Genomic DNA, 26,825 nt, shown 5'->3' with positions numbered 1-26,825 from the left:
TTATTCGAACATTTGCATACTTTTTCTTATCATCATTTCATTCTTTTATGTATGATTGTTTATATTCTTCAGACCAATCCTCTTCCTCTTATTTATGATGATATAGGAGATGGTAAAGCAACTGTTAGAATTGCAGTTGATGAAATGTTTCTACATGTAAGTAGGTGTATATTCACGCCACCTCATATTAGTTTCCGTTAACAAAAATGACTTATTCCATTATTTTCCTCGTGTGTTGAGGAGGCATCATTCGCTAAATTAATTAATTCGAGGAACTTAAAGACGACCTTTACCTTCCCTTGAATCGGAAGTTACCGAAGAAATTAGAAAAGTTGGATAACTCAAAGCCTTTTTGATATTTAACAATATTTTCTCTGTCTTCACAATGGTTTCTTCCATATTCTTTTTTCTGCCTCCCGTAATGGAATCGTACCGTAACCTTACAACTTGATTCCCTTTTCCATTTAATTCGTTATTCTTTTTAACTGAGAGAGTCAATTAACAAAAATCTTTTCAGGTATTCCAAAAAAGCAACATTTCATCTTATCGCTTCCCATCGAATATATATAAAGGATGTTATACAGGGGAGGGTTTTGTAATGCCAACTTATGTCGTGCAGCCAGGGGAAAGCTTATGGCAAATTGCACAAAACTACAATACATCTGTACTAGAAATCATTAGGGTGAATAACATCCAAAACCCAAATACGATTTATCCCGGAACTGCACTAAATATTCCTGAAAGAACCGTCGCCGTTCAGAATTACTACCTTCCATTGCAAAACTCAAAGCCTAGAACAGAGAATATAACGCATGTGGTTATTCACTTCATATCCAATGCAGCTAATAATCCACGTAATCCTTACAATGTCCAGGATATTTATCGTATTTTTTTAAATGGCGGGGTTTCTTCACATTACTTGATTGGAAGAAATGGAGAGATTTATCGACTGGTCGATGAAAATCGAGTTGCGTATCATGCAGGGAAAGGGAACCTTCCAGGATTTCCAGGATACGAAAACCGGTTAAATGAATATTCAATCGGGATAGAATTAATGGCAATTGGAACCCGCAATGAGATGCTTCCCTTTTTTTCATCCAAGACATACGATTTGATTTCTCCCTCAAATATAGGATACACGGATGCTCAGTACCGCTCTTTAAATTTGCTTCTTGATGAAATCATTAAGCGCCATCCCTCGATAGTAAGAGACAGGCAGCATGTTGTAGGACATGATGAGTACGCCCCGGGCAGGAGGACCGATCCGGGAGGGTTGTTTGATTGGTCACGATTAAGGGTTATAGGGCAGTTCGTTCACATTGTCAGAAGGGGTGAAACATTGTGGTTAATCGCCCAAAGATACGGTACTACAATCAATGCCATTTCCCAGTGGAACAAAATTAATCCAAATGCTTATTTATATATCGGTCAAAGAATATTGATCCCAGTTAGATATTAAAAAAAGCAACGCATTTTTCGTGTAAGTAGTTCCGATAACGTGGAGAAGTAAAAAAAACTTTAAAAACATATTAAATAGCACCGAAAATCGCATATAAAATAACATTATAATTAGCAATAAAAAACGCTTGGAGGTTTGAACTGCACCCCAATTGTTAGACACCATCTAACAATTGGAGGTGCAGTTTTTCTATGGCTAAATTTAATACAGAGGATAAATTAGCGGCGGTTCAATGCTATTTAGAAGGCAAAGAGAGTTATCGTTCGATTGGCTCATCTATTGGGACATCTGAAAGTGTGGTAATGAACTGGGTAGCGCAATACAAGCATCATGGTATAGAAGGGTTATTTAAAATATCCTATACAAGTTATTCGGGACAGTTTAAACTAGACGTACTTAATTATATGAATGACCATGGGACGTCTCCGATTCATTTCGGTTCTGACTTAATTTATATGCAGCCTGAATTTCTCCCACCTTAATCTTAAATCAAACTATACCTTTCAGTTCACTTTCTAAGAGATGAGGAGAAAGTTTATCCCATAAAACAGGATTTTCACGATTTTCTTCATATTTTTCCAGCATTATTGTTAATTCTTCTATTAATTCATCTTTCTCTAAAATGCTTACTTTACCATATACATGGACGGCTTGATAATTTCCATGTTGGAACTTCTTCATGCCCATACCAAGAAAAAGAAATGTAAGCGTTCGGTCCCTGAAACATAACAAGCACATATTCACAGGTTTCAAATGTTCTCCACTGAGGATTTCCATAAGCCATATGCTCAGTATATAGTAATCATCACCTTTTTTATTTAACCCCAAAGGCTAATGAGTGGCAATTGGTTTCCCTTGTTCTGTTGTGACAATCGTGCCAAAAGAGTTTTTTTGAACAAAACCCCAAATTTCATCAACATTTGTGACCTTAAAATATTATGGAATATACATAATAATCCACCTTTCAAAAAAAGTTATATGAGTGTTTTGGTCATTATAAAGTCCATTTGTTCTTCATCACCCATATAAAAAGAGTGGGCTCCAGTTTGAACAAACCCCATTTTCTTATAAAAAGCAATAGCATTTTCATTTTTTCCCCATACGCCTAGCCAGATTTTCTTTTTATTACGTTCCATAGCAATTTCCATAGCTTTATTTAGCAGATATTTACCAATCCCATGTTTTTGAAATTTGTTCTTTATATAAATCCTCTCGATTTCAAGTGATTCATCACCCATTTCTTCAGACTGAGCATCATTGGTATTGACCTTTAAATATCCAGCGACTTCATTATTAAAATAAACAAAAAAGAATTGCGAAGAAATATTGGATAATTCTTTTTCTAATTGTTTTAAGTTAAATGCCCTTTCCAAATAGGCATTCATATTTTCGGGTGAATTCTGATGCTTAAATGTCTCATTAAATGTTTCATAACTAATTTCTTGAAGTTTGCGTGAATCTTCAAGGGTACACTTTTTTATATTTATAGTCATTTAAATATGTCGCTCCTTTATATAATCAATAATTTCTCTTGTTTCCCTTTTTTACAAATTCCCAGTCTTTTTCTATATTTTTTCTTACTCTTTGAAGAAGATTGAAAATGGTTTCTACTTCTCTTTCGGAAAATCCCTCTAAGGCAACGATATTGGAATAATCATTTTCTCTTTTTATAAAAGGATAAACATTTTCCCCTTTCTCTGTTGGAAAGAGTTTTTTAATTTTTTTGTTATGTTTATCCTCTTTCTTTTCAATAAAGCCATTAATTTCAAGTTTTTTTATAGCACGAGCTGCTGTTGTTCGATCTACTTTTATCATCTCAGCTAACTTTTCTTGAATGATTCCTAGGTTTTCACATATTCGTACAAGGTACAAATACTGCCCTTTTTTAAGGTCATATTCTATAAATTCTATATTACTTATAGAATCTAATGCCCTTGCTATCATTCCAATTTCTCGAAGAATTTCCTTCATAATTAACTCCTTAGTACATATTTTTGTTGGCAAATGCAATAAAAATGGTATATGTTAAATTTAACCTAACTTTGTTGCATTTGCAACAAAAAAATAATGATAAAGAGGTCGAGTAAAGTGAAATATGTTTTTTATGTATTAGGAATTTTAATATTACCCCTTGGTATTTCTTTCACTATACAATCAGACCTTGGAACTTCACCTTTTGATGCACTTTTGGTAGGACTGTCCATAAATGTGGGGCTTACTGTGGGAAGTTGGGAAATAATAATAGCTTTAATATTGATATGTTGTAATTCATTTTTAAAAAGACAAAGACCAGAAGAATAGAAAGTTCTTCGATTGTACGTGTAATCGAAAAGAATTCGCCTTTGCCACCCCAAGATGGTATCTCCTCTGTTGGTGGAAATTTCACAACCGAGAATATCGTGTCCAATATGACTAAATTCATGTTTATCACCCCTTGGTTAGAGTTGAATATTACACAATAACAAAATTTCATTTATTGCACAATCCTGCCTGGATACTTGAATAAGAAAAAGCGATCCTTAGTTATTTAAGAATCGCACCCATTAGTTTAAGTGCATTTTTTCACAAACTTGTTAATTTAAGTGTTAATGCTATCTTGTTTCAATCGCCATACGCAAGTTCGAGATGACTCCAAGAAGCAATATTAACGAACAAACTATTTTTTCAAAAGCTGTTCCAAATAATTGCAGTATAAACCCAAATGACCAAAGCACAACAAAAAACCAACATATCACGGTTATTCCTCTTTTGTATTTATATAGTATATTTCTGCCAACTATCAGCGTAAAAAATCCTCCAATAATAGAAATAATGGTATTGATAATAGAAATTGGTAGCTGAGTAGCCAGAGATTCAGACCGTCCACCATTAACCCATGTCAATGGAATAATGCCGTTAATAATAAGAACATGGATTAAGATAGTCAAAGAGTAAAAACTAATCCCCATAAATACAGCTGTTTTCATATCAATTTTTCTAAGTTTTTCTAACATGCAATCACCTCATTTCTCCCCGTTATCATTTTATTTAATTTAGTAATGTTCTATTCCTATATCTACTTCCGTATGACACGTTACCCTTTTGTGCTCAAAACCCCTCCGAATATTTATTCTTACTTAAGAAAAGAGAGTAATGTGTCACAACTGCTGGATCGAGGTGAAAGAGGGGCTTCTGACTGCCAAAGATGTAAAAGAAGCTGAAAAAATGCTGACTAAAATTCGCGGAATTGGTCCTTGGACAGCGAATTATGTATGAATGCGCTGCTTACGTTTCCCTGCAGCCTTTCCAATAGATGATGCAGGTTTGCATAATTCGATGAAATTAATCATGGAGACAGAAAAAAAACCTACGAAAGATGAGATTCTTAAATTATTTGCAGCTTGGGCAAATTGGGAGTCTTATGCGACTTTCTATTTGTAGAGACTTCTTTATTAATTATTGCCCGTTTTTTAATTCAAGGCAGATTTTAGTTTTTAGATATATCTTTGTATTTTCTACAATGATGTAAGTTCATACGATAAATGATTTTCTAGTATGATTCCAAAATAGCCTCGTTAAGGCTTTGCGTATTCTTTCGTCACCTTCTCACTTTCTAAAAAATGATACTCATTTAACATAAAGAAGCTGCCATCAAAATGGCAGCTTCTGCAAAGATAAATCCTATGATTTCATATTTCGATCGGTTTCCACAATCAATGCTGCCCGTTTCTGATTCGTTGCCACTATGTAAATGGCCGCCATTGCAATCGCTGCAGCAACATAGGAGCCAAGATTGAAGATTCCTTTTTGTGAATACCATACAATCGAATAGCCGACTGCACCAGATAAAAGAGCATAATAACAGAATGGAAATAACGTTTTCCGAATCACAATCCCTTCTTTTCCTATTAACCCTACTACCGCTGATGCGGCAACGACATTATGAACACAAATCATGTTTCCTGCAGCTCCGCCTACGGCTTGAAGCGCTACAATCCAAGTGGGATCTACACCAATTTGTGAGCCAACATCATATTGAAATAAACTGAACATCATATTGCTGACCGTGTTGCTTCCTGCGATAAAGGCTCCGATTCCGCCGATAAAAGTAGCGAAGAACGGCCAGAATTCTCCTGCAATTGCAGCTGCACCGTTAGCAAGTTCTATCGGCATCTTGTCAAATCCTGCAGCTCCGCCTCCTGAATTAATAAAAACCTGTACCATTGGAACTGTAAATACAAGAGCGGTAGACGCAGCAACCGTCGTTTTTGCTGACTGAGACCACGCATTTTTGTATGCGCTTCCATTCATTCCGTGCAAAAAGAATGTAATTAGTGAAACTAAGATAAATATCGTTCCCGGCAAATAGAGAGGCTGAAAGCTTGCACTGACTTCAGAACCAAACATGTTAGGGAAAGATACAACCCATGATTGAAGCCATCCTAATACTGGAAGCGTTTTCAATCTTGAAATGACCAGGAATACTCCCACCAGAATATATGGGGCCCAAGCTTTAAGCATGCTCATATTTCCGCTCTTGTGAGTAATATCTTTTATTTCAAGTGAACCCGTCCATTCCGGATCCCATTTAGACTTTTCTTCAAAATCCCACGCTTCTTCTTTCGGCGGCATTAAGAAACCCTTTTTTGCGGCGAAAACTACAATTGCAAGTCCTGTCAATCCGCCGACCATTGATGGAAACTCAGGTCCTAAAGTATTGGCAACGATGACATAGGGAATCGTCATAGCAAAGGCAGAGAATAATGCAAATTTCCAAACCTTCAATCCCTCAGAAAATGATTTGTTTTTTCCGAAATATCTGGTCATCAATGCGACTACAAACAACGGAATCAGCGTTCCGGCAATCATATGTAAAATCGCGACCTGACCTCCAATTTCTGTAACAAGTGCAAGAAAATTATCTGTAATGCCTGCATCTGCCGATAAGCCCGTTTGCACGCCTACAAGCATCGGTGTTCCAACTGCACCAAATGAAACAGGTGTACTTTGAATGACCATTCCAGCGATAACAGCGGCCATTGCTGGAAACCCAAGCCCGACCATCAGCGGTACTGCAACTGCTGCCGGTGTTCCAAAGCCTGATGCACCTTCAATAAATGAACCGAACAGCCACGCAATGATGATGACCTGAATGCGTCTGTCCACTGAAATATCCGTAAAGCCCTGACGAATGGTTTTTATTCCGCCGCTCTCCTGCAGAGTGTTTAACAGAAGGATCGCCCCGAAAATAATATACAGCAGTGTAGCTGCTACAACCAGTCCATTGACAGAAGCGGCTGCAACTGTTGCTCCAGGTACTTTCCATACAAAAAGCGCAAGTCCTATCGCGGTTAAATACGATATTGGCATGGCTTTACTTGCGGGCCATCTAAGTCCTACCAAGAAAATTCCAACAACTAAAATCGGCAGAAGTGACAAAAATCCTAACATCCCAGTACTCACAAAACATTTCCCCCTTTTCGTTTCGTAATGCGCAATACCATTTCTGTTTGTTTCCAGTGAAGAAACATGTTATACAACAATATTAAACATTGTTGTATAACACCAATTGCCACAAATTAATTATACTAACTCTCACTTTAATTTCAATAATATTTAGAAAATTTAATCTCTTGTTTTCTCCAAAAAAAATTTGTCCGGTATACCTTTAAAAAAGTGAACGCGAACAAATCTTACAATTATAGCTTATTCTATTTTTTCATAGCCAAGTCTTGAGGATATTTGCCTGCCGATATTCTGCATCCGGGACTGGAGCTGTTCCAGTCTTTCGTTTGTCATCCGAATAGTTGGTCCAGAAATACTGACAGCTGCAATGGCATTGCCCATATGATCAAAAATCGGCACGGCGATGCACGTAATCCCGTTTTCATTCTCCTCCAGGTCAAGAGCATATCCCTTTTGTCTGACAGTATTAAGTTCCAATAGGAAATCATCTTTATTAGTAATGGTTTTGTCAGTATGCATTGGCAGGCCTTTCCGCTCTAAAATATCCAAAACCACACTCGATGGAAGATGAGCAAGAATCGCTTTTCCAACGGATGTACAGTGCATTGGTGCACGCTTGCCCACTTTTGAATGCATTCGCAGAGTTTCACTGCCGTCAAGCTTTTCTATATACACAACTTCACCCTGATCATACACGACTAAATGGATGACCTCGTTTGTTTCATTTTCAAGCTCCTGTAAATACATTCTGGCCTCAGCTCTAAGATCAATTGATTCAAGCAGCTTTGAACTGATTTCCAAGAATTTATAGCCAAGCTTGTACTTTCCTGTCTCAACATCCTGTTCTACATAGCCGTATTGGACTAAAGTAGACAAAATCCTGTAAACGGAGCTTTTATTTATGTCGATTTGATTTGCTATTTCGGTAACGCCAAGTCCGCCCTTTTTTAAACTTACGAGCGTGATGATATCCAGTGCCCTGCTGACGGACTTTACCATATTTTCTCGATCCAACCCTCTCACCTCTGGTGCAAATTGTCTTTAACTCTAGTATATCATGACTGATTCCGGGTAAAGAAAAGGATCCTCTAGCTTTTAACGCTTTCTCGTGCTTCGGCAAAAGAATTCCTTAGATTGCCGATTTCCTTAATTTCACATTCAATGACATCACCTGTATTGACTAATTCTGCCCCAACAGGACTCCCTGTTAATATTACGTCCCCTGCATTTAGGGTCATAACGCTGGTCAAATAGGAAATCATTTTTCGAATCGGAATGATCATGAGTTCGGTCGGGCTATCCTGTTTCAAAGTCCCGTTTAATCTCGCTTCCACCTTCACATTGAATGGATCCAGCTCTGTTTCAATCAATGGTCCTAAAGGCGTGAATGTGTCAAATGATTTTCCGATTGTCCAATGTCCGTCTCCGTGGAAAAAGGCAGGAGCTGTCACGTCATTTCCAACTGTGTAGCCAAACACATAGTCCAGAACATCTGATTCAGGAACGTTTTTAGCTTCTTTTCCAATGATAATTGCAAGCTCTGACTCGAATTTTACCTGTTTAGCACCGGCAGGAATGACAATTTTTTCTTCCGGTCCAATAACGGATGATGTCGGCTTGAAAAAAAACACCGGAATTTCAGGCAGCACCTCAGGTATTTCCTTCTTATCTGAAACGTAGTTTGCACCTATTCCGATAATCTGATTTGGCTGTAAGGGTGCAAGAAGCCGAACCTGCTCTTTTTGAAAAGAACGGCCGGTATACTCCCAGTCTTTAAACATATCACCTTGTATTTCTTTGATTTCAGACTCTTGTAAAACTCCATGATAGATAGCTGACTGATCTGTAAATCGGACAAATTTCATATGGCTGTACTCCTTTCAAACAGTTGATTTGCGGGCAGCTCCTGATCTGAGGGCTGCTTTTGCAACAGCTTCTGATACTGCGGCGGCAACTCTTTTATCAAAAGCATGCGGAATGACATACTCATACTCAAGCTCTGATGGTGTAATTAAATCAGCAATGGCATAGACAGCAGCCAATTTCATTTCCTCATTGATTTCAGTGGCATGAACCTGCAGGGCGCCTTTAAAAATCCCCGGAAATGCAAGAACATTATTGACTTGATTAGGCAAATCTGATCTTCCTGTTCCAACGATCACCGCTCCAGCCGCTTTTGCAGCTTCAGGCATGATCTCCGGATCTGGATTTGCCATGGCAAAAATAATCGCATCCTCATTCATCCCTTGAACCATTTCAGATGAAACAGCTCCCGCCGCAGAAACGCCAATAAAAACGTCCGCATTCTCTAAAGCCTCGCCAAGCGATCCTTGGAATAAGCTTTTATTTGTCAGCTCTGAAATCAATTCTTTCATCGGATTCATGCCGGCTGATCGTCCTTTGAAAATAGCGCCTTTCGTATCACACATAATGACATTTTCTGCTCCCATTTCAAGGAGCAGCTTAGTAATCGCAATTCCGGCAGCACCGGCGCCATTTACAACGATTTTCACTTTTTCAAGGCGTTTATTAACCATCTTTAGAGCATTAATCAGTCCCGCCGCTGTTACAATTGCTGTTCCGTGCTGATCGTCGTGGAAAACCGGGATATTCATTTCCTGTTTTAAACGTTCCTCAATGATAAAACAATTTGGAGCTGAGATATCCTCTAAATTAACTCCGCCAAAAGTAGGTTCCAGCGCTTTTACAATCGCAATGATCTCATCAGGATCATTCGTATTCAAACAAAGCGGAAAAGCATCAATATCGGCAAATGCTTTAAATAAAGCGGCTTTACCCTCCATTACAGGCATTGAAGCGGCTGCTCCGATATTCCCTAAGCCTAATACAGCTGATCCATCTGAAACGACAGCTACCAAATTGCCCTTCATCGTATAGTCGTATATTTTTTCCGGATTTTGATGAATTTCTCTGCAAGGCTCTGCCACCCCTGGGGAATAAACAAGACTTAAATCATGTGAATCTTCTACGGAAACTTTAACAGTAACACTTAATTTCCCATGTGAGCGCTTGTGAAGTTCCAGCGATTTTTCCCGAAGGTGCTGCATTGCCTCATCTCCTTAAAATTAATGAATAGGTTATTGCTTTACTGCAAATTTAGCTTTAGCTTCTAAACGGCGTCGATGAAGGATTGGTTCTGTGTATCCATTAGGCTGATCATAGCCTTCAAAAACAAGGTCGCATGCAGCCTGGAAAGCAACCGAATTTTCGTAATTAGGCGCCATTGGCATATAAAGTGGATCTCCTTCATTCTGTTTGTCTACAACTTTTGCCATGCGTTCAAGAGTTTCTTTCACTTGTTCTTTCGTGCAGATGCCATGGTGCAGCCAGTTTGCAAGATGCTGACTAGAAATCCTGAGCGTTGCACGGTCTTCCATCAGTCCGACATTATAGTAATCTGGCACTTTTGAGCAGCCGACGCCCTGTTCGACCCAGCGAACAACATATCCAAGTATTCCTTGTGCGTTGTTATCAAGTTCCTGCTGAATTTCCTCCTTGCTCCAGTTTGCTTTTTCTGCAACAGGAATAGTGAGGATGTCATTTCTTAGATCTTTCACATCCTCCTTAAGCTGATTCTGGACTTCTGTAACATCTACCTGGTGATAGTGCAGGGCATGAAGTGTAGCTGCTGTAGGTGAGGGAACCCACGCGGTGTTTGCTCCTGCTTTTAAATGGCCGGACTTTTGCTTAAGCATCTCTGCCATCAAATCCGGCATCGCCCACATGCCTTTGCCGATTTGGGCACGGCCCTGGAAGCCGCTTTCAAGGCCAGCATAAACATTTGATTTTTCATAGCCCTGAAGCCAGGCTGAAGATTTCATATTATTTTTAGAAATCATTGGGCCAGCTTCCATAGAAGTATGAATTTCATCGCCGGTGCGGTCCAAGAATCCTGTATTAATGAATGCGATTCGGTCTTTTACTTCACCTATTGCTGCTTTCAAGTTTAGAGACGTTCGTCTTTCTTCATCCATGACCCCGATTTTAATGGTATTGCGTTCAAGCCCGAGTAAATCCTCGACTTTATTAAAAAGAGTGTTGGCAAAAGCAACTTCTTTTGATCCATGCATCTTCGGTTTAACAATATAGACAGATCCTTTTGAAGAGTTCTGATATTGTCCGGTTCCGAGTAATGAGTGTTTTGCAAGCATTGCAGTCATCACGCAATCGAGGATGCCTTCTTGAATTTCATCACCGTTTTCATCAAGAATGGCATTGTTCGTCATAAGATGACCTACATTTCTTACAAACATGAGCGATCTCCCTGAAAGAGTAAATTCTTCGCCATTTACTGAGGTATACGACCGGTCAGGATTTAAGGTGCGAGTTATTGTTTGATTGCCTTTTTTAAAAGATGACGCCAGGTTCCCTGTCATTAAGCCCAGCCAGTTGCGGTACACAATCACTTTGTCTTCTGCATCAACAGCTGTAACGGAGTCTTCACAATCCATGATGGTAGTCAGGGCTGCTTCAAGCAGGATATCTTTTACGCCGGCTAAATCTATTTTGCCGATTGGATGGCTTCGGTCAATTTGAATTTCAAAATGCAGTCCGTTGTTTTTCAGAAGAATGGCAGCTGGTGAATCTGCCTCTCCCTGGTATCCAGCCAATTTTTCTTTGTCTTTAAGACCTGTTTTTTCACCGCTGCTTAACGTAACCGATAATGCTCCATCAATAATCGCGTATTCCGCAGCATCTTTATGGGATGCATCTTTTAGAGGCACTGTTTCATCAAGGAAATTGCGTGCAAATTCAATGACTTTTTCTCCGCGCACAGGGTTATATGATCCTTCGCGGTGTGCACCGTCCTCTTCACTGATGGCATCTGTCCCGTATAGGGCGTCATACAGGCTGCCCCAGCGTGCATTTGCTGCATTGATGGCGTAGCGCGCATTATTGACCGGCACGACTAATTGAGGTCCTGCCTGAACAGCAATCTCATCATCAACATTTTGAGTTGTAATCTTAAACTCATCTGCCTCAGGCTCCAAATATCCAATTTCATACAAGAATGCTTTATACGATTCAAAATCAAATGTTTTATTGTTTTCCCTGTGCCATGAATGAATTTTGTTCTGAATCTCATCGCGGATTTTCAATAGTTCTTTGTTTTGGGGAGTCAGCTCCTTAACAATGGCCTCAAAACCTGACCAGAATGCATCCTGCTCTAAACCTGTCTGCGGGAGTGCTTCTGAATTAATAAATTCATAGAGAGTGTCTGCTACCTGGAGATTGCCTTTTTGAATATAGCCTTTCATCATTCGTTCCTCCTTGTGTTTGTTATTACGAAACATCGTTTTTCTTTTTGTTAAAAAAATAATAGCATGAAAATCAAAGCGTTTACAATCATTTTCAGAACATTTTACCAATTTATTTTACAGCGCTGCAGCTTTCATTTCTTTTTTCACTTCAGCACACCGTCCCGGACTTGGAAATAATTTACCTGCATTTAATAGATTATCAGGGTTAAAGACTTCGCGGACTTTTGTTTGGGCTAAAATCTCTTCATCCGTAAAGACAAACCGCATTTCTTCTCTCTTTTCAATACCCACCCCATGTTCGCCTGTAATGGTTCCGCCAACTTCAGCACAAACCTTTAGACATTCGCTGCCGGCTTTTAAGGCTGCTTCTGTTTGACCGGGAATCCTTGAATCGAACAAGACAAGCGGATGCAGATTGCCGTCTCCGGCATGAAAGATATTGGCGATCCGAAGACCCGATTCTTTGCTGATCTGATTGATTTTTTCAAGGACTTCTGGAAGTCTGCTTCGCGGAATGACTCCATCCTGTACAAGATAATCCGGTGAAATAGCCCCCATCGCTCCAAATCCTGTCTTTCGGTTTGCCCACCATCTTGCACGCTCTGCTTCACTTTCAGCAGCCTTTACTTTACGGACATTCCATTTTGTGCACACCTCAAGAATCTGCGATATCTGTTCATCGATACCGGCGGAAATGCCATCTACTTCTATTAATAAGACAGCTTCAATGTCTTTTGGATGTCCTACTGGAAAAGCTGCCGCCTCAACGCCTTCAATTGCCGTTTTATCCATCATTTCAAGAGCTGCAGGAACAATTCCTGCTGAAATAATGTCCGAAACAGCGCCGCTGCCGTCTGACACACTATCAAAGTAAGCAAGAACCGTTTGCTTTGACTCCGGGTTTTTTAAGATTCTTACAGTGATCTTTGTGACGATTCCGAGCGTTCCTTCTGATCCGGTTATTAATCCCAGCAGGTCGTAGCCGGGAGAATCTGGAATTCCATTTTTTCCAATTTCAATAATCTCTCCATTAGGCAGGACAACCTCCAGACCAAGAATATGATTTGTTGTTACGCCATATTTGAGGCAATGGGCGCCGCCTGCATTTTCAGCAACGTTGCCTCCGATGGTACAGCAATATTGACTGGAAGGGTCCGGTGCATAGTAATAACCTTTATCTGCAATTGAGTTGGTTAATTTAAGATTAACAAAGCCGGGTTCAACGACTGCCCGTCTATTTTCGAGATCTACGCTGATCAGCTTTTTCATTTTTACGAGACTGATAATGACTTCACCGTTAATGGGAATGGCGCCGCCGCTTAAACCTGTTCCTGCACCTCTCGCAAGGAATGGCAGCTGATTTTCTGAACAGTATTTGACGATCGCCGCAACTTCCTCTGTATTTTTCGGAAAGACAACCGCTTTTGGCAAATGCTTGTGAATGGTAAAACCATCGCAATCATAGGCAATTAAATCTTCCTTATGATAGAGAATGTTTGATGGGCCGCCGGTCAGCTTTGCAAGGCTATGAATATGTTTATCTTTCGTTTTAAGTCTTTTAACAGCCATTACAGTTCCTCCATTCCTTTTTCTTCCATTTGATAGGCCCAATCCAGCAGCTGCACAGTATGAACAACCTTCTGATTTCTTCCGTACTTTTGAACCCCCATGGCCATTTGCAGCATGCAGCCGGGGTTGCCCATTGAAATCATCTCAACGTCATCCGGAACATTTTCCATTTTACTTTCAAGCACTGCCTCTGCCATTTCAGGGTTGGTTATGTTGTATATGCCCGCACTTCCACAACATCTGTCAGCGTTAGGCATATGGACCATTTCCACGCCTGGAATATCCAATAAGATATCGCGCGGCTCCTGGCGCACTCCCTGTCCATGTGCCAAGTGACATGCATCGTGATACGTGATTCTAGTGTTTAATTCAGCTTTAGGTTTTTCATAGCCGTTGTCATGAAGATATTTGGAAACATCGACAACTTTAGCCGCAAATTCTTCTGCTTTCTCATGCCATTCTGTATCTACTTCTCTGAACAGTTCACCGTACTCCTTAAGCATGCATCCGCATCCTGCTGCATTCACAATGACTTTATCCGAATCTTTAAAAGCCTCAATGTTCTGCTTTGCAAGCTTGCGGCCCGTATCTCTGTCTCCGGCATGAACGTGAAGAGCTCCGCAGCATGTCTGAGTTTGCGGAATCGTGACTTCATTTCCGTTCTTTGTTAACACATTTATTGTGGATTCATTGATATCACTGAACATAACGTCCATTACGCATCCTGTCAGGAAGGATACTGCAGTCTTTGTTTCCCCCTGTGCCGGAATGACAGTCTGATTTTTGTACTTTTTGCGGACCGGCTGCTTGATCTCCGGCATAATAGCTTCCATTTCAGCCAGATGCTTTGGCATGACCTTCAGCATCCCCGTTTTGCGCACAGCTTTTTGCATTCCGCTTTTTTGATAAAATTTAAGCAGACTTCCCACAGTGTTCAAACGGTTTTGATAAGGGAACAGCCCTTTTAAGAAAAGTTTGCTTACGGTTCCTTTTACACCTGTTAATGGCATAGCCTGACGGATTTGGCCCCTTGCTTCTTCAATGAGACCGCCGACATCAACATCTGCCGGACATGCCGTCGTACAGGCTCTGCAATCAAGACAGGCGAAGACAGGATCCATGAATTGTTCGTTTACCTGAAGCTTTCCATCTGCGACTGATTTGATCAAATGCACCCGGCCTCGCGGAGAATGCTGCTCCTGACCGGTAATCTCGTATGTAGGACAGGACTCCAGACACATGCCGCAATGGACGCAATCTGCCCACTTGCTCTCATCCGGATGATCCTTCCATAAATAATTGCTGAGACTTGTTTCCTTGCATGCCGGGGATGCTTGCTTTAAGTCGCTTTCTCTTATGCTCACTTAAATCCCTCCCAAGTAACGTTTGTAATTCAGGACTGAATGTGGATCAATTGCGGTTTTAATTCCTTGAATCAGAAAGAAGCAAGATGGCTTTTCTCCCCATACTTCCGTTTTGTGACGCAATGCGTAAGGCAGATGCTTAATGATTGTATAGCCTCCCAATTGAGATGCAGCTTGCTGTATACGCTCAATTGCATTCATGACGTCATTGCTGCTTCCCTTCAGGATGACTTGGCATAATCCGTGTCCTAATCCGCCATGAGCTTCAATAGACGCCGTCTTGTGCAAATCGGCACATTCCTTCAAAATTTGGAAAATATCCATGTTTTTTACGCCTATTTTTAAGCAAGCTTCCGTAATAGAACCAGGCTTTGAGGTAACACCATTAGGCGCTGTCTTGTAAAACGCATCCCAAAACAATTCAGCTTCCGCTTGGGGCAAGAGAGAAAACAGTGAATCCGCAGGCACAATGCTTTTAATAAATTCTTCCTGATAGCGGACTGATGGCTCGAAATCCTCAAAACTGATTGCAAGCGTATACATATCGTGATTTGTTAAACGTTTAGATAAGGCAGGGCTCAGCAATTCTAAAGCAATGGGCTCCATCATGGAATCCAGCAGTTTAATCACAAACAGCCTTATTTCTTCCTGAAGTTCAATGGGAAAAGATAAAAGAATAAGACTTTCGTATTTTGGGATCGGCCTAAGCTTTAAAGTTATCTCCGTCACAACTCCAAGCGTGCCCATTGATCCTATAAAAAGCTTATTCATATCGTAGCCAGCAACGTTTTTTACCACTTTTCCGCCAGAGCGAATAACGCGTCCATCAGGATAAACGATTCTAAGACCAATAACTGAATCTCGTGCTGATCCATATCCAAGCCGTTTGGGACCGCTTTCATTTGAAGCGATAATTCCTCCAATAGTTGAATACTCCGGCCAAGCTGGATCGAGTGAAACTTTCTGCTGATGCTTTGCTAAATAATCCTGCAATTCTTTAAATGTTGTCCCTGCTTTTACGGTTACTGTCATATCACCGGGAGTATGCTCTGTAATACCGCTGTAATGAGCCATGGATAATTGGATATCAGCATATTCTGTCAATCCTCCAAAACCGCGCTTTGTCCCGCCGCCGATTATGGAAACTTTTTTGCCATTCTGATCTGCAAATTTAAGGACTTGTATGATTTCCTCTTCTGTAGTCGGAAAAACAGTCATTTTGCCATTATTCCCAAGCAAGTGATTTGCCTGTCCCTCTGTTTTTACTTTTTCTTCAGGTAAAAGAGAGATTAATTCTGTCAGTATCAAAACCCCACCTCCATTTGTTTTGTAATACCAAACAACGTTTCGTTTAATTTTCAAAAAAATTCAGGCTGTTCTGCTGAAGACTCTTGTGAAGGATAGATTCTACGAACGTTAAATGCTGCAGCATGTATTCGTTTGATAGATTGGGCGTTCCGGAAGAAATGCTTTCGAAGATGCGCTCATGGTGTTCTGCAATGGTTTCTATCGCCTCAGAATCACTTTTGATAAATTGGTGAAAATCAATCATTGCATGTTTAATCGTGGTGGAAATAACTTGTACAAACTGAATCAGCAGCGAGTTTCCGGTTGCTTTTGCAATCGATAAGTGAAACTGATAATCATCTTCCCAGGGGGCATCTGTCTGAGTTGTTAAGATCTTTTTCATTAGCGTAAGATCTTTTTCAGAGCGATTACATGCAGCCATTTCAGCCATGCCAGTTTCGACGATTTTTCTTACTTGAAAAAGCTCAGTAATATCATTCGCATTTGGAAGCATGACAGCTTTGTTGAAAATCTTTGAGGAGTCAAACTTGCTGACGTACGTTCCCTCGCCCTGTTTCACTTTTACAAGGCCTTTTCCTTTTAAAACAGTGATGGCATCGCGTACGGCTGATCGTCCTACTCCAAACTTCTCGCAAAGCTCTCTTACTGATGGAAGCTTCTCGCCTGCAGGTATCGAGCCGTCTAAAATCATTTTCTCGATTTGCTCGCTGACCGTATCTGAAACTTTCTTTGTTGAAATTTTTTCAATTAGCACCTATTCACAGCCTTTCTTTTCAGACATCACATATCTGACAAGTGATCTGTTATAGTTACATTTAAACATTATGAATTACATTTTTCAATTAATTTTTAGAATTTACTGAATAAATATAAAAATCAGCATAAAAAAGCAGCCTGCTGTTATGCAGACCGCCAGAAATAATTTTTTATAAACCCAATGCCTGTTTGGCCATAATATAATGCTCCTCTGCCCCAGTGGTTAAAGCAAACTCAGCAATATCGATGCCATAGGCAGCCTTATATTCCATAATATGCTCTCTCATTTTTGGCCATACTTTACCGCCGGATTTTTCATACTCTCCCAGTAAATTGCCGAGTTCTTTTTCTCCAAAGATAGTAGCAAACAAGACAAAATCCTTCCAAGGTTTTCGGTGTTTATATTAAAGACATAGTTACGAATGTTCATATCAATCGAACCAGTCTGGATTCCCGGAACCGTCGGATAGGCAATTAATTCAGGGGTATTTAATTTCCACTCTGGCACACTCACAGGGAGGTGTTTTTGAACTAAATTCAAAACTTTCCCTTCATTACCACCTCTTTGAATAACATCAGGACGTCTCGGCTTTCTGAGAACCCACGAAACGCCTCTCTCATCTTCTGCAAATAAGACCTGAAAATCCATTCCTGACTCATTCAATACGGCCGTTTCTTCAATAAGGTTTAAACCATTCTTACGTGCAAGCTTTAATATATCAACAGTCATTCGTTATCTCTCCTCTTTAAGATCGAAAGAGGACCCGCCTTTGACCGAAACTTTTTTGCACAGCAAAAAGAGGCAGAAAGCCTCCCTCTTCTTTAAACTACTATATTAATAGCTTCGGAAATTGTAAGTCAATATATTTTTCAGAATTTTTAAAAATAAATAAAAAAGGCCTGATTATTCAGACCTATTTCATAGAAAAAGCTTTCGTTGTTTCTCCTTCAATAATCGTGTGAGGAATAAATATCTGCTGCACAGCAAAGTCTGAATCCAGCATTTTTTCTTTCAGAAGATTTACCGCTTTAATAGCAATACTTTGTTCATCCTGTTTAATATGAGTAAATTGAATTCTCGAATTCTTCGGCGAATCAAAACAAACTACAGACACCTCATCCGGCATTCGCCTTCCAAGCCTCGATAACCCAGCTGCAACTTGTTCTCCAATAGAATGTTCGCAGGCTACTATGGCTGTTATATTGTGATGTTTTTCCAGGAAATTGTCTAAAATCATGCTGTCCTCTTTAAAAACGTGTGAATCTGTTATTTCGTTTATTGGCATACTATTTTTAATTTCAGTCAAGATATAGTCTCTATTTAGCTTCACGCCTTGTTCAGAATGGGCAATATGAAAACCCATCACTCTCTCCTCAATAGCTGTCGTTCCCTCTGAAGGAGGAGTAATGAACCCGATTTCTCTGTGTCCCATTTTAATTAAATGATTCGTTAACTCTACCGTTGCTTTTCTGTGATCAGTACATACAAACGATGCAGGAATTCCTTTTATGAATCGATCAATCAAAACGACGGGAAAATTCTTTGAAACCAGCTCAAGAAGTTTATTATTTACATGCTCTCCGTGTACCGGAAAGACAATCAAACCTTCAGCTCCCATATCCAGGAAATCATTCACTGCCTGTTCCTCAATTTCCTTCCTTCCATAGCTGAGTTTCAAAAGAATCGTAAAACCAAGTTCACTGCATCTCTTTTCAATCCCCTTTACAAGTTCTATTCCATAGCTCTCATCAAAACCCGGCAGAATAAATCCGATTAAATGGCATTTTGAACTATCCTGCTTTGCAGAATTAGCAGCATCAATAGTAGTGTCAGGATGAATAACAAATGAACCCTTCCCTTGAATTCTTTCTATATAGTTTTCTTCTGAGAGAAGATCCAATGCTTTTTTGGAGGTAATACGGCTTACTTCAAATTGATCTGCAAGCTCTTTTTCAGAAGGAACCTTATCTCCCTGCTTTAATTTTCCGCTCTTAATTTGGTTTAACAGTAAATTATACACTTTTAGGTAAAGAGGATTAAAAGTTGTCATAGCGTCACCTTTCAACGGTTGATATATTCAATATAACAACTATTTCTTCTACAGAAAAGTGTTTTGTATGATAAATAAGTATATTCATGCATTATTTAAAGAAAAACCTCAAAAAAACATAAAAAAAGCAGGATTCCTCCCGCTTTAGCTCAATAGTTCAATTTTCTTTGGAATGGAAATCCATTTCTTTTCATTAGATGAACGCTCAATAGCATCAAGAATGAGCTGATTCTGCAAGCCATCATAAAAATTAGGCTGTTTATGTTCATCGTTTGAAATCGCTTTCATCAATTCAGATATTAAGTTCACAAATGTATGTTCATATCCTATAATATGACCTGCGGGCCAGTATGCATGGGCATAAGGGTGCTCTTCTTCCGTACAGTTAATGACCCTAAAGCCCTGCAGGCCTTTGTCATCTTCACTTAAGTACACATGCAAATTGTTCATGTTCTCAAGATCCCATTTGATGGATCCAAACTCAGCATTGATCTCAAAACAATTACGATTTCTATTTCCTGCTGCAAAACGAGTTGCTTCAAATACTCCCATTGCTCCATTTTCAAATTTTGCGATGAAAGAAGCAGCATCGTCTACATCAACCTTCCCTTTTTTCCCTGCTTCCCCTTCAATCGACCGCTCTTTTATAAATGTCTCCATTGCACCAACTACCTCTGAAATCTCACCAACTAGAAATCTTGACAGATCAATGATATGTGCCCCGATATCACCCAAAGCCCCAGACCCAGTGACCTCTTTTTTTAATCTCCATGCAATCGGGAAATCAGGATCCATAATCCAGTCCTGAAGATACGTTGCACGAACATGATAGATACGCCCAAGCCTGCCCTGCTGAATCAACTTCTTCGCATATTGAACAGCTGGAGCAAACCGGTAATTATGCGAGATCATATGAATGACCTTATTTCGGGTCGCTGCTTCAAGCATCCTTTCAGCCTGATCAACATTTAATGCTAAAGGCTTTTCACATATTATATGTTTTCCGGCTTCGGCTGCTGCAATTGCTATTTCTGCATGAGAATTATTTGGAGTGACAATATCAATTAAATCAATATCATCTCTTTCTATTATTTTTCGCCAATCTGTTTCATAGCTTTCAAAGCCGAGCTCATCAGCTGCCTTCTTAACACTCTCTTCACTGCGCCCGGCAATTGCCTTGAGTACAGGCCTTGCTGCTCCCGGAAAAAAGAATGGAACATTCCGATAAGCGAGACTGTGAGCTTTTCCCATAAACTTATACCCAATCATTCCAACTCGAATCTCTTTCATCACAGATCACCAGCTTTCATATATTAGTTGTTATAAAAATGCTGTCATTATAATCACTAATTAGTCTTAAAAAGGAAAAGTCCTCTTTTTCTCGCCACAATTTTTTGATTTGAATCAATAAGACTAGATTTCATAAGAAAAGCGCAAGTGCAGTTTAGCCCTGACAGAAAGAGAAGAATCCGGCAGAAAGGTCCGGCTTGACTTTTTTGACGGATTTGTACTGGCCAAGGAGTTGAACGATGGAGCTAGACAACAATGACAAACTATTATATTTCTTATTTCTTAAAAATCTTATCAGACGCAACAGCGGCCGCTGGCATACTTTTAGCTGATTATTAAAGTTTCACTGAAAAAAGTGGATTTTGAGGATTTGTTGATATTCTATGATGTACTTTTTTCAGGGAGGAGATCGACTTTTTTGCACCATTCATCCTTTTTATGCACCTTTATATTCACTGATGCACTCTTTCTGCTCCATTCACCCGCTTTGACGCAGTTTTATATTCACTGATGCACTCTTTCTGCTCCATTAACCGCTTTGATGCACTTTTTTCTTCCAAGAAACCCTTTTTCTTCTCCATTCACGTTTTGATGCACTTTTTCCGGAGCATAGCGACTTAATTACGGCCAAAAAGAACCTGGGTTCTCCGACACAACATAAACGCTCTATTTAGCATGGCCCAAGCCACTTGTTCCACAACAAGTGGCTTTTTGAACAGTTTCTAGTATTTTAGCACGATAAGAAGAGGGGTAAGGTTCAGATTTCATATCCCAATACCCAGAAAAAAGTCTTTAAGAATTAGACTTCATACACTATCATTCCCCCTATTTTAATCCCAACATATTATTGAACAATTATCTAGGAATAGATTATTTTATTATTTCCTACCAATAAAAAAAGCCTTGCTTAAAAAGCAAGACTTGTCCTTTATTTATCGGCCAATATATCTTCAATTCTATCAAGCTCAGCCGCAGTAAACTCAAGATGATTCAGCGCAGCAACATTCTCTTCGATCTGGCTTACTCTGCTTGCCCCAATAAGTGCTGAGGTCACGCGTCCTTTTCTCAAAACCCATGACAATGCCATTTGGGCAAGGTTCTGGCCGCGGTCTGCTGCAATCTCATTCAGCTTTTTGATTTTATGTACCATTTCTTCAGTCACACGGTCTTCATTAAGGGCGCCAGTTGTTTTGGCAGCTCTTGAATCAGCAGGAACTCCAGATAAATATTTGCTTGTTAATAAGCCCTGTTCCAGAGGACAAAAGGCAATTGAGCCTATCCGATTTTCCTGAAGAACATCCTGGAGGCCATTTTCAATCCACCGGTTCAGCATCGAATAACTTGGCTGATGGATGAGCAGCGGTGTGCCGAGACGGTTTAAAATTTTTACTGCTTCTTCCGTTTGCTCAGCCGTGTAGCTTGAAATTCCAACGTATAAAGCTTTTCCCTGACGCACGATTTGATCTAACGCCCCCATTGTTTCTTCAAGAGGTGTATTTGGATCAGGACGGTGGGAATAGAAAATATCTACATAGTCCAGACCCATTCGTTTTAAGCTTTGATCTAAGCTAGCAATCAAATATTTTTTTGAACCCCATTCACCATATGGGCCTTCCCACATGTGATATCCTGCTTTTGAGGAAATGATTAATTCATCCCGGTATGGTGCAAAATCCGTTTTCAGAACTTGTCCAAACATTTCTTCTGCAGATCCAGGCGGAGGTCCGTAATTGTTTGCAAGATCAAAATGAGTAATCCCGAGATCAAATGCGCGGCGAAGCATAGCGCGGCCATTTTCAAACGAATCTACTCCGCCGAAATTGTGCCATAACCCAAGGGAAATAGCCGGAAGCAGCAAACCTGAATTTCCGCACCGATTGTACTTCATAGATTGATATCTTTCTGAACTTGCTCTGTATGTCATTTCGATTCCTCCCTTAATGTTACTTTCATTTGTATAGTAGTTGAAGAAAGCGGTTTCGTAAATGAATCTGTCTTATTTTTTCAACATTTAGTCCTTTTGAACTAATAAAAAAAACCCTCATAAGAGGGTTCTCAGCAAATTGAGTCTGTAGATTTAGGATTTTTCAGACCAAACAGCGGACGAATAAATAGAGCAAGAAAAGTACCAAGCATCGCCATGATCATCCAAACCCAGCCATGGAGACTGAATGAGGCAATCCCGCCAAAATAAGCACCGATGTTGCAGCCAAATGCAAGACGGGCACCATACCCCATTAAAAGTCCTCCAATAATAGAGGCTCCTGCTACGCCCGGTTTAATTTTTCCCGGTTTGAAGGTTCCTTGTGCTGCAGCTGAAATAAAGGCTCCAAGAATAATGCCAAAGTTCATGACACTTGTCGAATCAGCCAATACCGTTTTAGTAAGTGCCTCACCGTTTGCACCTGTAAAATAACCCCAAGTTGAAACGTCAATGCCGGTTGCCATTAACGTCTTCCCTCCCCAAAGAGCAAAAGCTGATGTAATTCCCCATGGATTGCCTCTAATTGTAAGAGTTAAAGCATTTAAAAGTGCCAGAATAATAGCTGCTGCGAACAACGGCCATGAACCTCTTATGATTTTTTTAAAGCCTTTCGCAGTTGGCAGTGGCTTCATCATTGGAGGGTTTTTCTTTCTAGCAAACTGCACTGTAATCCAATAGATAAGCGCGAATGCTGCTAATTGAACAAGCAGTGCTCCGAAATAACCAAGACCTGTTGAAGTCGCCAGTGAAATAGGTGGTAATGAAGGCATATCTTCCATCCAAAATGTAAAGTGATAAGCGCCAATAACAGACCCCGCAATGAATGAGATCAGAGTTAGAATCATTGAAGAGGAACCGCCGCCAACAGAATAAAGTGTTCCAGAAGCACACCCATTCCCAAGCTGCATCCCAATTCCAAAGATAAAAGATCCGAAAATAACACTTACACCAACTGGCGAAACATATCCTGCCGGAGTTGTTCCCGTAAAGCTAAAGCCGGTGCTTAGTATAACAGCAAATAATGTTGAAGCAATGGCAAGCATAAGCATGTGAGCCTGGAGACCTTGAACGTTTCCTACGGACATCAGACGCCTGAAGGCAGATGTGAAACCAAAGCGAGCGTGCAGCAAGGTAGCGCCAAGCATAATTCCAATAATATATAACACAGCTTGAGTCACGTTAGTTGTACTTAAAATCGCAATGAATAAAATGATAGCTGCAAGTAATCCTGCCGCAACAAGCGGCTTTTGTATCGGATTTAGTTCCGAGATAACAGTTGTTCGCGGTTTATATACAGAATTCCTATTTAAAGTCGTTTCAGACATCATATAATCTCCTTTTCTTATGTGATTAGTCGGATTAAATCCATCTCTATACAATACCCTTTTTAATTAAATCTGTAAACGAATTTGCTTCTTTAAAAAAAATGGAATAGCACGAGAGGTCAGAATGTAAGCCATTTTCCGATATCTCATTCATCAGTACTTTTAATTTTCCATTATTTAAAAAATGAAATTGAAGCGTCATTCAGCGAGCCTTCTAGAATATGATAAGAATATGCACGACAATGGAGGCGAAATCATGGCAGTTGTAAAATCATCAAACTCAGATATTGATTTAATGGCCAGATTGCTTCGGGCTGAAGCGGAAGGCGAAGGAGTAAGGGGCATGCAGCTTGTAGGAAATGTAGGGATTAATCGGGTTAGAGCGGATTGCTCAGACTTTAAAAACATTCGTACCATCCCGCAAATGGTCTATCAAGCGCACGCTTTTGAGGCTGTTCAGCACGGTTATTTTTATCAAAGAGCAAGAGAAAAGGAAAAGAGGCTGGCGAGGCGGAGTATTGCCGGAGAAAGGTATTGGCCCGCAAAATTCAGCTTATGGTATTTCAGACCGCCAGGAGACTGCCCTCCTACTTGGTATAATCAGCCGCACGTCGCACGCTACAAACTGCATTGTTTTTATCAACCTAGAGCTGGTGAATGCGATAATATTTATAACACGTTTTAGAACGAAAAAATCCTCGTCATCAAACGAGGATTTTTTCGTTCATCATAATATCAGTAAGCCTGCTTTTCTTTTGTCTCCAAATTTCCGATCATTTCTGCCCACGCTTGAGGTTTATTTGTGAGCACGGAATAATATCGTATTAAAAAGCTTGCCTATTCTGTCATTGGATGCAAGATCAAGTCCTGTCACTGCTTCACCATCATTGTTCCAAGATAGATGAACTAAGCAAAGTCCAGACGTTTGTATCCCAGGTGGCCTAATACCTCACGGCGCACATAAGGATCCATTGGCTTAACGCCGCCAAACTCGTAGTTTTCCACCTGATATGGATCATAGATTTCGGCAAACATTCAAGCTACTTTCATTCCGTTTTCAGCTGCTAATGTGCCAAAAATGGTCTAATTCCATGGCATGGCTGGCCGATAATTGTAAAATCAGTCATTGCTACATTAAAATCCTCATAGTAACGGTATTTTGTTGCACCCACAACCTCTCCATTTTTAACGGCAACAAAACGCGAATACCCGGATCTTCAAGCCTTTCCAAAGATCAAATTCAAGTACTTCCTCAGGAGGGAAGACCTTTTGCATTCATTCATGCATGGATTTGAACAACGGGTCGGCAATGCTATTTATTTTTTTATATTCCATACTTCTTATTTTTTAAAAGGATTTTTCCATTCCATTAACGTGCCGTAATTGCACGATTCCTCGTCCTCTAAATAATTGGGTACAATTTGGACAGGCGTTCTTCCGCAGCGCAGCAAGAATGAGATAACTGGATCTTTTAAATTTCCCTCTACCACACGATCAATATATTGCTCTGGCGTCCATTTATCTGAATGCTGCTGATAACCAGGCATTCTTCCCCCGCCAAGCAGCCTATCCAATCCCATGTGTACAACCACATCATACATGGAAAACATCAGCCATTTTCCAAGTCCTGCCTTTCTGTAGGCGGGACGAACACCAATATCAACTACATAAAGAGTATTTCCGTTTGGATCATGATTGCGAATATACCCATTGTCTGTGATCTCTTCCCATGTATGCACAGGGTGATTTGGATCAAACTGAACAAGCAGTCCCGTCATGGAACCCGAGACTTCTCCATTTATTTCAATGCAAAGTGCGCCCTCTGGAAAGAGCGTGATATGATTTGTCAGCTGTTCTTCATTCCACCACAGCTCAGACGGAAACGGAGGAGGAAAGCTCTCCTGCTGAATGCCTATTAATGCATCAAAATCCTTTTCAGTGTAGTTTCGAACGACTGCTTTAACAGGCTTGTCACCATCAAAAACAAAAAATTCTTTTACATACAAGAGAACTCCTCCTTATAGCAGAGTCCGATCCCCCTGCTTTGCTTCCCAATCAGGATATAAATCTGTACGGCGATCACGCCATGTTGTAACTGAACCGCTCGCACGGACTTTATAAAGAAGCTCAAGATCAAGATCTGCCGTTACAATCATAGGCTGATTGATTTCACCTTCAGCCGCTATCCCTTTCGGAGGAAATGGTACATCATTTGGTGTAATAACAGCTGCTTGACCAAAGTTCCCTCTCATAAAGTCAACAGTTGGAAGGGATCCTACAGTACCAGTGGTTACTACATACACTTGATTTTCGATTGCCCGGGCATGACTGGTATAACGAACTCTGTAGAAACCGTGACGATCATCGGTACAGGATGGACAAAAAATAACATCTGCACCTTTTGCTTTTGCAATACGGACTACTTCGGGGAACTCGATGTCATAACACGTCAGCATGGCGATTGTTCCTTTTTCTGTTTCAAATACTTCAAGATTGTCTCCAGGCGTCATATTCCACTCATGAACCTCTGTCGGTGTAATGTGAAGCTTTGCCTGTTCAGCCACTCTTCCATCCGGATAAAATAAGTGAGCAACATTATAAAGGCGATTTTCTCTTTTAGTAACATGCGTCCCTCCAATAATATGCATACCAGTTTTTTGCGCAAGGTTTATAAATAATTCCCGATATTGATCTGTAAAATCAGGCAATTCGTTTATGGTTAAAGCATTTCCCTCTGCATCTCCTATGGACATAAGCTGAGTTGTAAAAAACTCCGGAAATAAAACGAAATCAGAACCGAATTCCTCTGCTGTTTTCATATAATGCTCCACCTGATCTGCAAATTCTTTAAAGGAACGGATGCTGTGAAGATCATATTGTACTGCGGATACTCTAAGTTGCATGAAAACCCCTCTCTTTCTCTTTCTCTTTTTCTTAATAAAAACATTATTAGATAAATAAGCAAATTTAACAAGTACGCACTTTTGTGTTA

Annotated in this window: 22 protein-coding genes and 5 pseudogenes; 5 read left to right on the top strand and 22 right to left on the bottom strand. The window is 40.1% G+C overall.

Annotated features, from left to right (window positions below):
- Positions 1-598 precede the first annotated feature (598 nt).
- Both QFZ72_RS14315 and QFZ72_RS14310 read left to right on the top strand, forming a co-directional pair.
- Entirely contained in the window at positions 599-1,459 is an 861-nt protein-coding gene (locus QFZ72_RS14315; protein WP_307434330.1) for a LysM peptidoglycan-binding domain-containing protein, read from the top strand.
- 191 nt (positions 1,460-1,650) lie between these two features.
- The gene (locus tag QFZ72_RS14310) at positions 1,651-1,941 is read left to right on the top strand and encodes a helix-turn-helix domain-containing protein (protein ID WP_307434326.1); all 291 of its coding nucleotides are present in this window, start codon (positions 1,651-1,653) and stop codon (positions 1,939-1,941) included.
- Here the strand turns inward: QFZ72_RS14310 and QFZ72_RS14305 are convergent.
- The 3 genes and pseudogenes from QFZ72_RS14305 to QFZ72_RS14295 all read right to left on the bottom strand — a co-directional run.
- A pseudogene (locus QFZ72_RS14305) lies at positions 1,883-2,368 on the bottom strand (FMN-binding negative transcriptional regulator); the annotation flags it as partial. The gene QFZ72_RS14310 and the pseudogene QFZ72_RS14305 overlap by 59 nt on opposite strands.
- Positions 2,369-2,433: 65 nt before the next feature.
- Entirely contained in the window at positions 2,434-2,952 is a 519-nt protein-coding gene (paiA, locus tag QFZ72_RS14300) for a spermidine/spermine N(1)-acetyltransferase (RefSeq protein WP_307434324.1), read from the bottom strand.
- Between the two features lie 25 nt (positions 2,953-2,977).
- Complete coding sequence (locus QFZ72_RS14295; RefSeq protein ID WP_307434322.1) at positions 2,978-3,430, bottom strand: MarR family winged helix-turn-helix transcriptional regulator; 453 nt, start codon at positions 3,428-3,430, stop codon at positions 2,978-2,980.
- A 117-nt stretch (positions 3,431-3,547) separates the two neighbouring features.
- Between QFZ72_RS14295 and QFZ72_RS14290 the strand changes: the two are divergent.
- Positions 3,548-3,754: pseudogene (locus QFZ72_RS14290) on the top strand (DUF6198 family protein); the annotation flags it as partial.
- On the opposite strand, the gene QFZ72_RS29485 reads toward QFZ72_RS14290, so the two are convergent.
- The gene (locus QFZ72_RS29485; RefSeq protein ID WP_373464551.1) at positions 3,675-3,881 is read right to left on the bottom strand and encodes a hypothetical protein; all 207 of its coding nucleotides are present in this window, start codon (positions 3,879-3,881) and stop codon (positions 3,675-3,677) included. The pseudogene QFZ72_RS14290 and the gene QFZ72_RS29485 overlap by 80 nt on opposite strands.
- Positions 3,882-4,050: 169 nt before the next feature.
- Positions 4,051-4,452 (bottom strand): hypothetical protein, encoded by a 402-nt coding sequence (locus QFZ72_RS14285; RefSeq protein ID WP_307434319.1) that lies wholly within the window; start codon positions 4,450-4,452, stop codon positions 4,051-4,053.
- A 166-nt stretch (positions 4,453-4,618) separates the two neighbouring features.
- On the opposite strand from QFZ72_RS14285, the pseudogene QFZ72_RS14280 reads away from it, so the two are divergent.
- Positions 4,619-4,879: pseudogene (locus tag QFZ72_RS14280) on the top strand (DNA-3-methyladenine glycosylase family protein); the annotation flags it as partial.
- Between the two features lie 240 nt (positions 4,880-5,119).
- On the opposite strand, the gene QFZ72_RS14275 reads toward QFZ72_RS14280, so the two are convergent.
- The 14 genes and pseudogenes from QFZ72_RS14275 to QFZ72_RS14210 form a co-directional block, all read right to left on the bottom strand.
- A complete protein-coding gene (locus tag QFZ72_RS14275) occupies positions 5,120-6,901 on the bottom strand; it encodes an L-lactate permease (RefSeq protein ID WP_307434317.1) in 1,782 nt (593 codons plus the stop codon).
- Between the two features lie 243 nt (positions 6,902-7,144).
- A complete protein-coding gene (locus QFZ72_RS14270) occupies positions 7,145-7,918 on the bottom strand; it encodes an IclR family transcriptional regulator (RefSeq protein ID WP_307434314.1) in 774 nt (257 codons plus the stop codon).
- A 74-nt stretch (positions 7,919-7,992) separates the two neighbouring features.
- Positions 7,993-8,769: a fumarylacetoacetate hydrolase family protein gene (locus tag QFZ72_RS14265; protein WP_307434310.1), complete on the bottom strand. Its 777-nt coding sequence runs from the start codon at positions 8,767-8,769 to the stop codon at positions 7,993-7,995.
- A gap of 15 nt (positions 8,770-8,784) precedes the next feature.
- Positions 8,785-9,972 (bottom strand): NAD(P)-dependent malic enzyme, encoded by a 1,188-nt coding sequence (locus QFZ72_RS14260; RefSeq protein WP_307434307.1) that lies wholly within the window; start codon positions 9,970-9,972, stop codon positions 8,785-8,787.
- A gap of 30 nt (positions 9,973-10,002) precedes the next feature.
- A complete protein-coding gene (locus QFZ72_RS14255) occupies positions 10,003-12,183 on the bottom strand; it encodes a malate synthase G (RefSeq protein WP_307439768.1) in 2,181 nt (726 codons plus the stop codon).
- A gap of 117 nt (positions 12,184-12,300) precedes the next feature.
- The gene (locus QFZ72_RS14250; RefSeq protein WP_307434304.1) at positions 12,301-13,755 is read right to left on the bottom strand and encodes an FAD-linked oxidase C-terminal domain-containing protein; all 1,455 of its coding nucleotides are present in this window, start codon (positions 13,753-13,755) and stop codon (positions 12,301-12,303) included.
- A complete protein-coding gene (locus tag QFZ72_RS14245) occupies positions 13,755-15,119 on the bottom strand; it encodes a (Fe-S)-binding protein (RefSeq protein WP_307434302.1) in 1,365 nt (454 codons plus the stop codon). The genes QFZ72_RS14250 and QFZ72_RS14245 overlap by 1 nt, the downstream gene beginning before the upstream one ends.
- Complete coding sequence (locus QFZ72_RS14240) at positions 15,120-16,427, bottom strand: FAD-binding oxidoreductase (protein ID WP_307434299.1); 1,308 nt, start codon at positions 16,425-16,427, stop codon at positions 15,120-15,122.
- A gap of 43 nt (positions 16,428-16,470) precedes the next feature.
- Positions 16,471-17,181 (bottom strand): FadR/GntR family transcriptional regulator, encoded by a 711-nt coding sequence (locus QFZ72_RS14235; RefSeq protein WP_307434296.1) that lies wholly within the window; start codon positions 17,179-17,181, stop codon positions 16,471-16,473.
- 172 nt (positions 17,182-17,353) lie between these two features.
- Positions 17,354-17,913, bottom strand: a pseudogene (locus QFZ72_RS14230) (protein kinase family protein).
- A gap of 184 nt (positions 17,914-18,097) precedes the next feature.
- Positions 18,098-19,234, bottom strand: a complete 1,137-nt coding sequence (locus QFZ72_RS14225) for a GntR family transcriptional regulator (RefSeq protein ID WP_307434294.1) — start codon at positions 19,232-19,234, stop codon at positions 18,098-18,100.
- Between the two features lie 144 nt (positions 19,235-19,378).
- On the bottom strand, positions 19,379-20,524 hold the full coding sequence (locus QFZ72_RS14220) for a Gfo/Idh/MocA family protein (RefSeq protein WP_307434292.1): 1,146 nt from the start codon (positions 20,522-20,524) through the stop codon (positions 19,379-19,381).
- Positions 20,525-21,452: 928 nt separating this feature from the next.
- Positions 21,453-22,448, bottom strand: a complete 996-nt coding sequence (gene mgrA, locus QFZ72_RS14215) for an L-glyceraldehyde 3-phosphate reductase (protein WP_307434290.1) — start codon at positions 22,446-22,448, stop codon at positions 21,453-21,455.
- A 131-nt stretch (positions 22,449-22,579) separates the two neighbouring features.
- On the bottom strand, positions 22,580-23,833 hold the full coding sequence (locus QFZ72_RS14210) for a YeeE/YedE family protein (protein ID WP_307434288.1): 1,254 nt from the start codon (positions 23,831-23,833) through the stop codon (positions 22,580-22,582).
- 256 nt (positions 23,834-24,089) lie between these two features.
- On the opposite strand from QFZ72_RS14210, the gene QFZ72_RS14205 reads away from it, so the two are divergent.
- On the top strand, positions 24,090-24,518 hold the full coding sequence (locus tag QFZ72_RS14205; protein ID WP_307434286.1) for a cell wall hydrolase: 429 nt from the start codon (positions 24,090-24,092) through the stop codon (positions 24,516-24,518).
- Between the two features lie 50 nt (positions 24,519-24,568).
- Here the strand turns inward: QFZ72_RS14205 and QFZ72_RS14200 are convergent.
- The 3 genes and pseudogenes from QFZ72_RS14200 to QFZ72_RS14190 all read right to left on the bottom strand — a co-directional run bounded on the left by QFZ72_RS14200 (position 24,569) and on the right by QFZ72_RS14190 (position 26,736).
- Positions 24,569-25,108 (bottom strand): annotated as a pseudogene (locus QFZ72_RS14200) (GNAT family N-acetyltransferase).
- 65 nt (positions 25,109-25,173) lie between these two features.
- Entirely contained in the window at positions 25,174-25,839 is a 666-nt protein-coding gene (locus QFZ72_RS14195) for a GNAT family N-acetyltransferase (protein WP_307434284.1), read from the bottom strand.
- A gap of 12 nt (positions 25,840-25,851) precedes the next feature.
- Positions 25,852-26,736, bottom strand: coding sequence for a carbon-nitrogen hydrolase family protein (locus QFZ72_RS14190; RefSeq protein WP_307434282.1), 885 nt, complete (start codon positions 26,734-26,736; stop codon positions 25,852-25,854).
- Positions 26,737-26,825 lie beyond the last annotated feature (89 nt).

It is taken from the genome of Bacillus sp. V2I10 (genome assembly GCF_030817055.1).
In the GTDB taxonomy this organism is placed as follows: Bacteria; Bacillota; Bacilli; order Bacillales; family Bacillaceae; genus Bacillus_P.
This window is presented reverse-complemented; position numbering and strand designations above follow the sequence as displayed.